The sequence below is a fragment of the Streptomyces sp. NPDC086766 genome, from assembly GCF_044746005.1.
Taxonomy (GTDB): Bacteria; Actinomycetota; Actinomycetes; order Streptomycetales; family Streptomycetaceae; genus Streptomyces.
Window position 1 is genome coordinate 11,917 of sequence record NZ_JBIVBI010000013.1, and the last position, 12,593, is coordinate 24,509.

Below are 12,593 nucleotides of genomic sequence, written 5' to 3' on the forward strand. Positions count from 1 at the left end.
GTGAAACGCCCCACACACCCCTTCTGCCCCACCTTGCTGACCTGCGCGGACGCCCGGCGGCCACATCCCGGTCGACTCCGGGCGTGGTTACAGGTCGGCACAAACAACGTCAAAAGCCTTGCGCTTTCCGCGCTCGGAGAGATACGGAATCGAGCCCAATCTTGGCCGGAATGGGCATCCGGCGACATCCGGGATCATGGGATGAAGCGGGGCGGCGCGGTGTCCGGGATGCCGCGCGGAGCGGACCGGGCGGACCGTGCGGGGACTACGCTTCACCAGTGATGGACAACCGTGTACCGCCTCGAGCCGCCGGCCCCGGGCCCCGTCGTCGTGACCGCCACGGCCGGGGCATGCGCGGCCCCATCGCGCCGCCGCAGGTGCCGCTCGCCGCGAGCCGCGCCGAGGTGTTCGCGGACCTGGTGCAGGACTCCGTGGAGCGTCTGGAGCGGCGGTGGCCGCAGCTCGCCGACATCGACTTCCTGGTGCTGGAGGTGCCGCGGCTGGACGGGCCGGGGCGGGTCTGGAGCGACGAGGCGGTGCCCCTCGGGGGGACGGTCGCGGCGCGGGACGGGCGCCGGGCGCGGGTGGTCGTGTACCGGCGGCCGGTGGAGATCCGCACCAAGGGGCGGGACGAGCGGGCGGCGCTCGTGCACGAGATCGTGGTGGAGCAGGTGGCCGATCTGCTGGGCCTGACCCCGGAGACGGTGGACCCCCGGTACGGGGAGGACTGAGCGAACGGACGCGGCGCCGCCCTCCCGCCGGGGAGGACGGCGCCGCTCGTCCGCCACGGCCGGGCCGTCTACCTCTGCAGCACCGACAGGTCCTGGTCCGCCTCCGGCACCGACACCATGCCCCGGTCGTCCGGGAGCGTCTGGATGGTGAAGCCCGGGACGCCCTCGTGCTCCGACGCGAGGGTCCGGGCGGCGTAGAGGGGGCCGCCGGAGACACGCTCCACCGTCAGGGCGTACGTGCCCTTCAGGCCGGCCGGCACCGGCGGGTCGACGTCCTGCGTCGTGCCCGCCTTCACCGTGTACGTCTTCGAGGCGGCCGTGCCGCCCTCGCTGCCCGCCGACGCGGTGACCTTCACCTGGGCGGTGCCGGTGGGCGCCGTCAGCGAGAGGGTGGTCCCCTTGCCGCTGTTGTCGGCCGAGGTCGCCCGCGTGGCGACGGGGCTCGTCGCGGGGATGAACGCGGTCTCCTGCCGGCCGCTCTTGCCGCGCACCACCCGCAGTGCCGCTATCACCGGCACCGACGGGGACGAGGAGGTCAGCACCAGCGAACCCGCCTCGCCGCGCGTGACGTCGCCCAGGTCGACCGCGGTCGTCATACCGCCCTTGACGTGCACCGTCTCATGCCCCGCGGGGGTGATCAGCCCGGACGGCGACGCCAGCCGCACCTTGAGGTCGGCGTCCGCGTCGCCGGGCGTGAAGGCGATCAGCTTCACGGAGGTGGCGTCCTTGGGGATGCCGGGCAGCACCAGGCTGTCGGCGGGGTCCGCGGACGCCGCCAGCCAGTCCCCGCCGAGCTGGTCGTCGAGCGCCTGGACGGCCGCCCCGACCCGCCCGCTGCGCACCCGCACGTGCACGGTGACGTCGTCCTGCGGGGTGTCGGCGAGGGTGGACAGCAGGATCGGCTCGGTGGCGTGCGGCTGCACCGTGATGCCGTCGGCCACCGTGGACTTCAGGGCGCCGTCCTTGCCGTAGAGGTCGATGTCCACGACGGCGGCGGAGTCGTCCGGGTTCGTCAGGTGGAGGTAGTCGGACCGGGCCGATGCCGTGCTGGCGCCGGGGAACCAGAACTCCGTGTCGGGCGCGGTGCAGTTGACCCCCAGGAGTCCGCGCCCGGTGCCCGCCGCGACCTCGGTGGTCTCCTGCAGGGTCCAGCCGGGGGCGAACCTGCCCTCGGCGGTGCCGACCAGCGCGGGCGCGTCCCCGCCGGAGACGTCACCGGTGACCGGGGTGCCGGGCGCCTTGGGCTGGAGGACCGGCTTGCCGGCCGTCTTCGCGGCTGCGCCGCCCTGGTTCTTGCCCTTGCCCGTCGCCGCGCCCGGCGAGCTGCCGGTGCCGGCGTCCGACGCCTCGGCGGCGGAGCGGAGTTCGGCCTTGCCCGATCCGTCCGTGCCCCGGGTGACCGGCGTGAAGGACGTGTAGGAGGTGTCGGCGATGTCGGAGGTGCTCGGGGCGGGGCAGACCAGGGTGGTGCGCTCCACGGGCAGGTGGGCGGCGGCCTTGGCGGCGCCGGCCCCGGAGGCGTCCGGGGTGGTCAGCGCGGCGAAGCCGGTGACGGCGGCGAGCGCGGTCGCCCCCGCGATCAGGGACAGGGTCGTGCGGTTCACTGCTGGCTCCCGTCGGGGCGCTCACTGCCGATGCCGTGCGGGCCGTGCGGGTGGGACCGCGCCGGGTCGTACGGCTCCTCGTAGGACTCGTCGTAGGGCTCGTCGTAGCCCTGCTGGTAGGCCTGGTCGTACGGCGCCGCCGGTGCCTGGCCGCCGTAGGCGTACGGGTCGTACCGGCCGCCCTCGTACTGCCCGGCCTGGTACGGCGCGTCGGGCCCGCCGCCGCTCTGGTACTGGCCGCTCCGGTACGCCGGGTCGTAGGCGCCCTGGGCGTAGTGCTGGGCGTCCTGGTACTGCTCGCCGCCGTAGGTGCCGTAGTCGCCCTGCGGGTAGCCGGCGGCGTCCCAGTCGCCGTACTGCGCCTGGTGCGGCACGGCGGCGGCCTCCTCCTCGGCGGGCGGCACGCCCGGCGCACCGGGTGCGTCCTGGCCCGCGTGGCCGTCCTGGGCGCTGTGCTCGGCCTCCGCCTCCGCCTGGGCGCGCAGACGGCGGGCCCGGCGGCCCTCGCCCTCGGCGGCCTGGGCGGGAAGCGGCTCCTCGGGCAGGTCGTCGTCGACGTCGCGGCGGCGGCCCGGCAGGGCGAGCACCACGAGGACGACGGCCAGGGCGCCCTGCGCCCACAGCCAGGCGGTGTGGCCGGCCGGGTCGTCGTAGGTGACGTCCAGCCTGCCGCCGGTGGCGGGGAGCTGGAAGCCCTGCGCCCAGCCGTCGACCGTGGTCCGGGTGAGCGGCCTGCCGTCCAGGGTGGCCGTCCAGCCCGCGTCGGCGGAGTCGGCCAGGCGCAGCACGCGGGCCGCGGGACCGGAGGGGATCGTCGTGTGGATCTCGACGGGACCGGCGGCGACGGGCTGGGCGGTGCCGGTGCCGGAGGCGGGCACGAGGGCGGCCCGCGAAACCTCCTGGTCGACCCGCCACAGGGCGCTGCCGTCCTGCTGGCTGAGCCGGGCCAGGCCGGGCGTGGCGTCCAGGACCCTGCTGACCTCCCGGGGCGCGCCCTTGTGCACGAGGACGTAGCGCACCGCGAAGCCGCCGAGCTGGCCCGCCTGGTCGGCGCCGGAACCGGCGACGAGGTTGGCGACGACCTTGTCGAGCCTGCTGTTCGCGCCGCCCGCCGCGGCCAGTTCGGCGTCGCCCATGCGGGCGCCGGAGCCGCGTACGAGCGTGTAGCCGACGTGGGCCGGGGAGTCGCTGTCGAGGACCAGGGTGCGTGCCTGGTCCCGGGTGTTGGCCTCCTCCGCGACGAACGCGGGCACCTGCACCGGGTCGCGCCGCTCCAGCGGGCCGTCGGCGCCGCGGATCATCCAGCCGGCGGCGGCGAGCAGGGGACCGGCGACCGACGCGAAGACGATCAGCGCGGCGACCGGCTGGCGCCAGCCGAAGCTCTGCTCGGCCACACGCGCGCGGGCCCCGTCGGCGCCGAGCACGGCGGCGGCCAGGAGGGCGAGGCCGTAGACGAGGGTCGCGGGACCGGCCCAGGTGGAGCGGTTGGACAGGACGGCGAGGACCAGCCCCACCAGCGCCACCACCCAGGCCGCGCGGATCCCGGACTGCCGCTCGGAGCGCAGCAGGGCGGCCAGCGCGGCCAGGACGATGCCGATGAGCATCAGCCCGTCCACGGTGCCGGGACCGCCCGGACTCGCGCCGAGCAGGTCGAGGGCGGAGGCGGCCGACGCGCCGTACTCCAGGCCGGCCTCCTTGAAGAAGCCGAACGGGAGCAGCGACAGGAACCAGGGCGCGAGGACCAGCAGCGGGGTGCCCGACTGGGCGAGGAACCGCAGTCCGTAGGCCACGATCTCGCCGCGGCGCACGGCGAGCACGGCGACGCCGAGGAGGAGCGCGGCGGGCCAGACGATCGGCGTGAACGCGGTGGTCAGGGTCAGCAGCAGCGCGTACGCCCAGGTGGCGCGCCAACTGCCGCGCGCACCGGAGGCGTTGGCCAGGCCGCTCGCCGCGACGCCGGCGCGGGCGAGGAGCGGCAGCAGTACGGCGAGGACGGCGGTGCCGATGCGGCCGCCGGCGAGCGCGCCGGTGGCCGCGGGCAGGAAGGCGTACACGACGGCCGCCCAGGCGCGCAGCAGCCGGGACTCGACGAGCGGGCGCGAGGCGAAGTACGCGGTGAACCCGGCCAGCGGCACAGAGGCGACCAGCAGGACGGTGACCGCGAGGCCGGTGGAGCCGAAGAGCACGGAGGCCAGCATCGCGACCAGGGCGAGGTACGGCGGTGCGGACGGGGTGCCGCCCGTGGCCACCGGGTGCCAGGCGTCGAGGTAGTGCGACCACAGCTCGGAGGAGTCGGCGGGGGCGGGCAGCAGGGCGCCGCCCGCGAGCGCGCCGCCGCCCAGCAGGCCCCGGCAGGCGGCCAGGGACACCAGCAGCAGCACCAGGAAGAGCACCGGTCCCGGCTTGCGGCCGATGCGCTTGAGGCGGGCGAACTGCTCGATCTCCATGAAGTCGGCGTCGTCGCCACCGGGTCCGGACTCGACCGCGCCGCCGTGCCGACCGGCCGAGGACACCTCGGGGTCGGAGCGGCCGACGAGGTTGCCCGCGACCTGTTCGACGGTCGCGCGGATGGTCGCGCCGGGCGGCGGGAACAGGGCCCGCATCTCGCCCTTGTCGACCTGCGGGCGGCCTCTCCTGCGCCGCCCGGCGATGATCCGCTCGGGCCGCAGCAGGGTGCCCATGAGGCCGCGGATCTCGTCGACGGCCTGTCCGGGGACCTTGCCGACGAGGTAGGCGAGGGTCCGCAGCAGGGTGCCGAGGACCAGGCGCAGCAGGACCCACGGCAGCGCCGCGGTGCGGGTGTTGACGAGCAGGGTGTAGACGGCGCCCGCCTTGTCCACCTTGTGCGGGGAGGCGGCGGTGCGGCCCACGCAGTCGACGGTGCGGCGCTCGCGGGAGGACGCCTCCGCGTGCCGTACGACGGCCTCGGGGGCGATGAGGACGCGGTGCCCGGCGGCGTTGGCGCGCCAGCACAGGTCGACGTCGTCGCGCATCAGGGGCAGCCTGCGGTCGAACCCGCCCAGCTCCTCGTAGATGTCACGCCGGATCAGCATCCCGGCGGTGGACACCGACAGCACGGGACCCACGTGGTCGTGCTGGCCCTGGTCCTGTTCGCGCCGGTCCAGGCCGGTCCAGCGGCGGCCGGAGTGCGCGATGGTGACGCCGACCTCCAGCAGCTGCCTGCGGTCGTACCAGCCGCGGAGTTTGGGGCCGACGACCGCGACGTCGTCACGGCCGAGTTCGTACTCGTTGTCGACGACCCGCAAGAGCTGGGCGAGGGCGTCGGGTTCGGGCGCGCAGTCGTCGTGCAGCAGCCAGAGCCACTGCACCGGCTCCCCGTGGGGCAGGTCGGGCAGGTCGTAGGCGTCGTCGCGCCAGCTGCGCGTGACGGGGTCCCAGCCGCTGGGGCGCTTCAGGTACGGCAGGTCGTCCGGGGTGAGCACCGGGGCGATGCGGTTGGCCTCGTCGACGGCCTGGCCGAAGCCGGTGCGCCGGGCGAGGTGCAGCACGCGGTCGTCACCGAGGGCGTCGGTGACCAACTCGGCGGAGGTGTCCGCGCTGCCGGTGTCGGCGGCCACGACGCACTGCACGGGACGTTCCTGGCCGAGCAGGCCGGCGAGGGCGTCGGGCAGCCAGCGGGCGCCGTCGTGCGCCACGAGCACGGCGGTCACCACGTGCCGCGGGAACTCGGGCGGGCCGGACGGGTCGGACTCCGACGCGCGCGCCGGTTCGGGCGGCGGTGCGGCAGCGACGTCGTAGTGGGCTGCCGTATGGCTGGGCACGGACATCGAGATACGGCCCCGGTTCGGTGTGGACTGTGATGGACGCCTGTGCCCCGTGGGGGCAGCGGGGCGTCTCGGACGAGCGACCACACTATCGGCTGGCCAGCACAGCGGCCCGCCGCCTGTGGATAACCCACCGGCGACGGGCCGTTCGTGACGTCATGGGGAAGACGATGTGCGGTTTTCCGGGGGCTCCGGCGCCCAGGCCGGGGTCAGACGGCGGCCTTCTTCAGCCGGCGGCGCTCGCGCTCGGACAGACCACCCCAGATGCCGAACCGCTCGTCGTTGGCGAGGGCGTACTCGAGGCACTCGGAGCGCACCTCGCAGGCGAGGCAGACCTTCTTGGCCTCCCGGGTGGAGCCGCCCTTCTCGGGGAAGAAGGACTCGGGGTCGGTCTGGGCGCACAGCGCGCGCTCCTGCCAGCCGAGTTCCTCGTCCGCGTCGTCGACCAGCAGTTGCTGCACCAGCTCGGTCATGTGCGCCCCTCGTCTGTCTTTCGCGTCCCCGTGATGTAGCCGTTACCGATCCCGGCTGAACGACACGAGTGAAATTACAAGTGTGCTGCTCCGGGCGAGTCAAGCTGAGATCTGCTATTGGGCCCCTTATTCACTCTGCGGAACCAAGGCCATGCGGAAAGTGTTCAAATCGGCATAAACCTCGACACGCAGACGAGGCCCGGAGGTCGCCCGACCCCCGGCGCGACCCACGAGGGGCCCGCATCGGGAAGGACGCCCGGGACTTCGATCTCGTTCCGACACGCGCACCGGGGCGTCCCGGATCACGGTCGGATCACAGGATCGCAACGGGGCCGGCGTGCCCGGCATGTGCGCCATGTGTCCCGCACTCCCGGTGAGCAAACCTTTCACCTGAGAGATGAACCGGATGAGGTGAAACATGTCCCATATTCCGGGCGCCGAGTTGACAGTCGGGGTGGTGAGCCGCTGTCCTTGTGGGCATGCTCGCGAACTCGGCACTCACCACGACCCGCACCGCCGGGTCCCCCGGTGCCGCCTCCGTTCGCCGTAGCTGTTGTCGCTGTTCCAGCTGTTGAGCCCAACGCGCTCCGGCTGCCCTTGAGTCCATCCCGACTCGGCTGCTGTCCCCTCCCGCCCCCGATCCGGGGCCACCCTCCCGCTCGTGACCCGGGCGGACGGTACGCGAGACCCCAGCCCCCACTCTTCCGCCGAGGACCCACCGCATCCCATGAACAGCGACAACGACCTCCAGATCGCCGGCGACATCCTCGAGGTCCGGCACCTCCTTCAGCCGCCACGCGAGCACCCGTCCACCGTCGCCGAGTTCGTCGGCCTGGCCCGCTCCGTCGCCGCCGACCGCTCCCAGTGGGAGCACCTCGTCCGGTACGACGCCACGACGCGCTGGTACCACCGGCTGCGCACCGTTCCCCAAGCTCTCGGCTCCGCTCGAGCAGGGGAGACCCCCATCGGTTACGAGGTGTGGCTGCTGTCCTGGGTCCCGGGGCAGGGCAGCGGGTTGCACGACCACGGCCGCTCCTCCGGGGTGCTGACCGTCCTGGAGGGCACGCTGACCGAGCGCACCGAGCGCGGCACGCGCGCGCTGGGGGCGGGCGCCCAGCGGGTGTTCGCGCCGGGGTACGTGCACGAGGTCGTCAACGACACGCTGGAGCCGGCGGTCAGCCTGCACATCTACTACCCGGGTCTGACCGAGATGCCGATGCACCCGGCCACGGCCCCGCACTGCGACGCGCGTCCGGTGTCTGCCTGACGCGTTGTCGTACCCGCCTGCAAGACTTGCCCCATGCGCATTGTGGTTCTGGCAGGCGGCATCGGTGGTGCCCGGTTCCTGCGCGGTCTGAAGCGGGCCGTGCCGGACGCGGACGTCACGGTCATCGGCAACACCGGCGACGACATCCACCTCTTCGGGCTGAAGGTCTGCCCGGACCTCGACACGGTGATGTACACGCTGGGCGGCGGCATCGCCGAGGAGCAGGGCTGGGGGCGGGCCGACGAGACCTTCCACCTCAAGGAGGAGCTCGCGGCGTACGGCGTGGGGCCGGAGTGGTTCGGGCTCGGCGACCGGGACTTCGCCACGCACATCGTGCGCACCCAGATGATGAGCGCCGGCTACCCGCTGAGCGCGGTGACCGAGGCGCTGTGCGACCGGTGGAAGCCGGGGGTGCGGCTGATCCCGATGACCGACGACCGCGTCGAGACCCATGTGGCCGTCGAGCTGGACGGGGAGCGCAAGGCGATCCACTTCCAGGAGTACTGGGTGCGGCTGCGGGCCTCCGTGCCGGCCGAGGCGGTCGTACCGGTCGGCGCCGAGCAGGCCAAGCCGGCGCCGGGTGTGCTGGAGGCGATCGCCGAGGCGGACGTCATCCTCTTCCCGCCGTCCAACCCGGTCGTCTCGATCGGCACGATCCTGGCCGTCCCCGGCATCCGTGAGGCGATCGCCGACGCCGGGGTGCCGGTGATCGGCCTGTCCCCCATCGTCGGGGACGCGCCCGTGCGCGGGATGGCGGACAAGGTGCTCGCGGCGGTCGGCGTGGAGTCCACGGCCGCCGCGGTGGCCGAGCACTACGGCTCGGGTCTGCTGGACGGCTGGCTCGTCGACACGGCGGACGCGGCCTCGGTGGAGCGGGTCGAGGCGGACGGGATCCGCTGCCGGGCGGTGCCGCTGATGATGACCGACGTGGACGCGGCGGCCGGGATGGCGCGCGAGGCGCTGGCGCTGGCGGAGGAGGTGCGGGGAGCGTGAGCGGCACGCCGCCGGCGGCGGACCCGGGTGCCGGCGCCGCGCCCGGATACCGGGTCTGGGCGGTCGCCGGGCTGCCCGAGGTGCGCGAGGGCGACGATCTCGCCAAGCTGATCGCCGCCGCCGAGCCGGGGCTGGCCGACGGAGACGTGCTGCTGGTCACCTCGAAGATCGTGTCCAAGGCGGAGGGACGGCTCGTCGAAGCGGCCGACCGGGAGGCCGCGATCGACGCCGAGACCGTGCGGGTCGTCGCCCGGCGCGGGCCGCTGCGGATCGTCGAGAACCGCCAGGGACTCGTCATGGCGGCGGCCGGCGTCGACGCCTCCAACACCCGCCCCGGCACGGTGCTGCTGCTGCCCGAGGACCCGGACGGGTCCGCGCGGGCGCTGCGGGAGGGGCTGCGGGACGCCCTCGGCGTCACCGTAGGGGTGATCGTCACCGACACCTTCGGACGGCCCTGGCGCGCGGGACTCACGGACGTCGCCATCGGCGCCGCCGGGGTCCGCGTGCTCGACGACCTGCGGGGCGGCACGGACGCCCACGGCAACCCGCTCAGCGCCACCGTCGTCGCCACCGCCGACGAACTGGCCGCCGCCGGCGACCTGGTCAAGGGCAAGGCGGCCGGGCTGCCCGTCGCCGTCGTACGCGGACTGCCGCACGTCGTGGCCGACGACGACGGAACGGGCGCGCGGGCCCTGGTGCGCGAGGCGCGCGACGACATGTTCCGGCTCGGCACCTCCGAGGCCGTACGGGAGGCGGTGACCGGTCGCCGGACCGTACGGTCCTTCACCGACGAGCCCGTCGACCCCGGCGCGGTACGGCGCGCGGTGGCCGCGGCGGTGACCGCGCCCGCGCCGCACCACACCACGCCGTGGCGGTTCGTGCTGCTGGAGTCGGCCGGGGCGCGGACGCGGCTGCTGGACGCGATGCGGGAGGCCTGGATCGCGGACCTGCGGCGGGACGGCAAGAGCGAGGAGTCGATCGCCCGGCGCGTCCGGCGCGGGGACGTGCTGCGCAACGCGCCGTACCTGGTGGTGCCGTGCCTCGTCATGGACGGCTCGCACACCTACGGCGACGCGCGGCGGGACGGTGCCGAGCGGGAGATGTTCGTGGTGGCGGCCGGCGCCGGGGTGCAGAACTTCCTGGTCGCGCTGGCCGGGGAGCGCCTGGGCTCGGCATGGGTGTCGTCGACGATGTTCTGCCGCGACGTGGTGCGCGAGGTGCTGGACCTTCCACCCGGGTGGGACCCGATGGGGGCGGTCGCGGTCGGGGACCCGGCGGAGCAGCCGAGGCCGCGTCCGGAGCGGGAGGCCGGGGCGTTCGTCGAGGTGCGGTGACTCCCCGCCCGTCTCCGCTCCGCCCGCGACCGCTGCCCGCGGCCGCTTGCCGTGCAAGACCCCCTAAGCTCTTAGGGCATCTTCGGCTTCCTCGGGACCTCATTCGTGTCAGGACGTTTCGCTCCCCGGCCGACGCGTACGACCGTGCGCGGCGGGCATGTCGCCGTGCCCTCCCCGGCCGGCGCGCCGGGTGCCTCGGGTGCGTCGGGCTCCTCCCGCGGGGCGCCCCGGTCCGCCGCGGCGCCGGGACGGGTGCGGACGTGGACACCGGAGGAACCGCTCGACCTGGGGCTGGTGCTCGGGCCGCTGCGGCGCGGGGCGGGTGATCCGACGTTCCGGGCGATGCCGGACGGATCGGTGTGGCGGACCAGCCGGACACCGCTGGGTCCGGGCACGCTGCGGGTCTCGACGCGGGGCGGTCAGGTGCGCGGCGAGGCCTGGGGGCCCGGCGCCGAGTGGCTGCTGGAGCGGTTGCCGGAGCTGCTCGGGGCGGCCGACGACCCGTCGGAGTTCGCGCCCCGTCACCGGTTGCTGGCGCTGGCGCGGCACCGCAGACCCGGGTTGCGGTTGACGCGGACCGGGCTGGTGCTGGAGTCGCTGATCCCGTCGATCCTGGAGCAGAAGGTCACCACCGCCGAGGCGTACGAGGGCTGGCGGCTGCTCGTGCGCCGGTTCGGGGAGCCGGCGCCGGGGCCCGCACCGGGGCGGATGCACGTGATGCCGGAGCCGCGGGCGTGGGCGCTGATTCCCTCCTGGGAGTGGCACCGGGCCAACGTCGACAACAAGCGGGCGTCGACGATCCTGCGGGCCGTACGGGTCGCCGCGCGGCTGGAGGAGGCGGTGCGGATGCCTCCGGAGGCGGCGCAGCGACGGCTGGAGCTGGTGCCCGGGATCGGGCCGTGGACGTCGGCGGAGACCGTGCAGCGCAGTCACGGGGCGCCGGACGCGGTGACCGTCGGGGACCTGCATCTGCCCGGGATCGTCGGGTGGGCGCTGGCCGGGGACCGGGACGCGGACGACGCGGCGATGCTCGCGCTGCTCGAGCCGTACGCGGGACAGCGGCACCGGGCGGCCCGGCTGATCCTGCTCAGCGGCCGGGTCCCTCCGCGGCGCGCGCCGCGGATGCCGAAGGGCGACATCAGGGGGCTGTGAGCCGGGCGCTCAGCGCGCCGGGCCTCCCGTCGCCACGTCCCCGCCCACCCTCACCGGTCCGGTCACTGGTCCGATCACTGGTCCGACGAGAAGCGCACCGCCCCCGCCGGGATCCTGGCGTCGCACCAGACACGTACGCCCTCCCGCAGTTCGTTGTCGGCGCCGATCACCGCGCCGTCGCCGATGACCGTGCCGGTGAGGACGGAGCGTTCGCCGACGCGGGCGCGGGCGCCGATGAGCGAGTCCGTGACGACGGCGCCCGGCTCGATGACGGCGCCGGGCAGGATCGCGCTGCCGGACACCCGCGCGCCTTCGGCGACGAAGGCGCCCTCGCCCACCACCGTGCCGCCGGTGAGCTTGGCGTCGGGCGCGACGACGGCCGTCGGCAGGACCAGCCGGTCACCGCAGCGGCCGGGGACGGCCGGGGACGGGGCGCGGCCGAGGACCAGGTCCGCCGAGCCGCGCACGAAGGCCGCCGGGGTCCCGAGGTCCAGCCAGTAGGTGGAGTCCACCATGCCCTGGAGGTGCGCCCCGGCGGACAGCAGGCCGGGGAACGTCTCGCGCTCCACCGAGACCGGCCGGCCCTGCGGGATGGTGTCGATGACCGAGCGGCGGAAGACGTACGCCCCCGCGTTGATCTGGTCGGTGACGATCTCCTCGGGGGTCTGCGGTTTCTCCAGGAAGGCGAGGACGCGTCCCGTGGCGTCGGTGGGGACCAGGCCGTAGGCCCGCGGGTCGGTCACCTTCGTCAGGTGCAGGGAGACGTCCGCGCCGGTCTCCTCGTGGGTGCGCACCAGCGCCCCGATGTCGAGGCCGGTCAGGATGTCGCCGTTGAAGACGAGCACCGGCTCGTGCGGGCCGGAGCGCAGGCGCGAGGCGACGTTGCGGATCGCGCCGCCGGTGCCGAGGGGCTCCTCCTCGGTGACGTACTCCAGGTGGAGCCCGAGCGAGGAGCCGTCGCCGAAGTACGGTTCGAAGACCTCCGCCAGGTAGGACGTGGCGAGCACGATGTGGTCGACGCCCGCCGCTCTCGCCCGCGCCAGCTGGTGCGTGAGGAACGGCACCCCGGCGGCCGGGACCATGGGTTTCGGGGTGTGCACCGTGAGCGGGCGCAGCCGGGTTCCCCTGCCGCCGACCAGGAGGATCGCTTCTGTCACCTGTCGTCTCTGCTTCCTGCCGGGACCGGCCGATCTGTGCTTCGGCCGGTCAGTGTATGCAGACCGTTCTCCGATGCCTTGTACGGCCGTGCGGTGT

General features: G+C 74.5%; 9 protein-coding genes. 5 read left to right on the forward strand and 4 right to left on the reverse strand.

All coding sequences use genetic code 11. The annotated features are described in order from the left end of the window. The first annotated feature begins 281 nt into the window (after positions 1 to 281). Positions 282 to 731, forward strand: coding sequence for a metallopeptidase family protein (locus tag ACIPM1_RS23170; protein WP_356188676.1), 450 nt, complete (start codon positions 282 to 284; stop codon positions 729 to 731). 68 nt (positions 732 to 799) lie between these two features. On the opposite strand, the gene ACIPM1_RS23175 is transcribed toward ACIPM1_RS23170, so the two are convergent. From ACIPM1_RS23175 to ACIPM1_RS23185, 3 genes are all read right to left on the reverse strand, one after another. Further along, positions 800 to 2,335, reverse strand: a complete 1,536-nt coding sequence (locus ACIPM1_RS23175; protein ID WP_402437538.1) for a DUF5719 family protein — start codon at positions 2,333 to 2,335, stop codon at positions 800 to 802. Beyond that, on the reverse strand, positions 2,332 to 6,123 hold the full coding sequence (locus ACIPM1_RS23180) for a glycosyltransferase family 2 protein (protein ID WP_402437540.1): 3,792 nt from the start codon (positions 6,121 to 6,123) through the stop codon (positions 2,332 to 2,334). The genes ACIPM1_RS23175 and ACIPM1_RS23180 overlap by 4 nt, the downstream gene beginning before the upstream one ends. A 206-nt stretch (positions 6,124 to 6,329) precedes the next feature. Then, positions 6,330 to 6,593, reverse strand: coding sequence for a WhiB family transcriptional regulator (locus tag ACIPM1_RS23185; protein ID WP_003975777.1), 264 nt, complete (start codon positions 6,591 to 6,593; stop codon positions 6,330 to 6,332). 727 nt (positions 6,594 to 7,320) lie between these two features. Here ACIPM1_RS23185 and ACIPM1_RS23190 point away from each other — a divergent pair. From ACIPM1_RS23190 to ACIPM1_RS23205, 4 genes are all read left to right on the forward strand, one after another. Then, positions 7,321 to 7,860 (forward strand): cysteine dioxygenase, encoded by a 540-nt coding sequence (locus ACIPM1_RS23190; RefSeq protein ID WP_402437542.1) that lies wholly within the window; start codon positions 7,321 to 7,323, stop codon positions 7,858 to 7,860. Positions 7,861 to 7,893: 33 nt separating this feature from the next. Further along, on the forward strand, positions 7,894 to 8,853 hold the full coding sequence (cofD, locus tag ACIPM1_RS23195) for a 2-phospho-L-lactate transferase (protein WP_402437544.1): 960 nt from the start codon (positions 7,894 to 7,896) through the stop codon (positions 8,851 to 8,853). Further along, positions 8,850 to 10,187, forward strand: a complete 1,338-nt coding sequence (locus ACIPM1_RS23200) for a coenzyme F420-0:L-glutamate ligase (protein ID WP_402437546.1) — start codon at positions 8,850 to 8,852, stop codon at positions 10,185 to 10,187. Before cofD ends, ACIPM1_RS23200 begins: the two co-directional genes overlap by 4 nt. Before the next feature lie 105 nt (positions 10,188 to 10,292). Then, on the forward strand, positions 10,293 to 11,339 hold the full coding sequence (locus ACIPM1_RS23205) for a DNA-3-methyladenine glycosylase family protein (RefSeq protein ID WP_402437548.1): 1,047 nt from the start codon (positions 10,293 to 10,295) through the stop codon (positions 11,337 to 11,339). Between the two features lie 74 nt (positions 11,340 to 11,413). Here ACIPM1_RS23205 and ACIPM1_RS23210 read toward each other — a convergent pair whose 3' ends face one another. Beyond that, the gene (locus ACIPM1_RS23210; RefSeq protein WP_356188534.1) at positions 11,414 to 12,496 is read right to left on the reverse strand and encodes an NDP-sugar synthase; all 1,083 of its coding nucleotides are present in this window, start codon (positions 12,494 to 12,496) and stop codon (positions 11,414 to 11,416) included. Between the last annotated feature and the right edge of the window lie 97 nt (positions 12,497 to 12,593).

Excerpts from the sequence above, each read along its gene's own strand:
- ACIPM1_RS23170 (WP_356188676.1), top strand. The coding sequence starts at position 282 with ATGGACAACCGTGTACCGCCTCGAGCCGCCGGCCCCGGGCCCCGTCGT.
- ACIPM1_RS23180 (WP_402437540.1), bottom strand. The coding sequence starts at position 6,123 with ATGTCCGTGCCCAGCCATACGGCAGCCCACTACGACGTCGCTGCCGCA.
- ACIPM1_RS23185 (WP_003975777.1), bottom strand. The coding sequence starts at position 6,593 with ATGACCGAGCTGGTGCAGCAACTGCTGGTCGACGACGCGGACGAGGAA.
- ACIPM1_RS23190 (WP_402437542.1), top strand. The coding sequence starts at position 7,321 with ATGAACAGCGACAACGACCTCCAGATCGCCGGCGACATCCTCGAGGTC.
- cofD (WP_402437544.1), top strand. The coding sequence starts at position 7,894 with ATGCGCATTGTGGTTCTGGCAGGCGGCATCGGTGGTGCCCGGTTCCTG.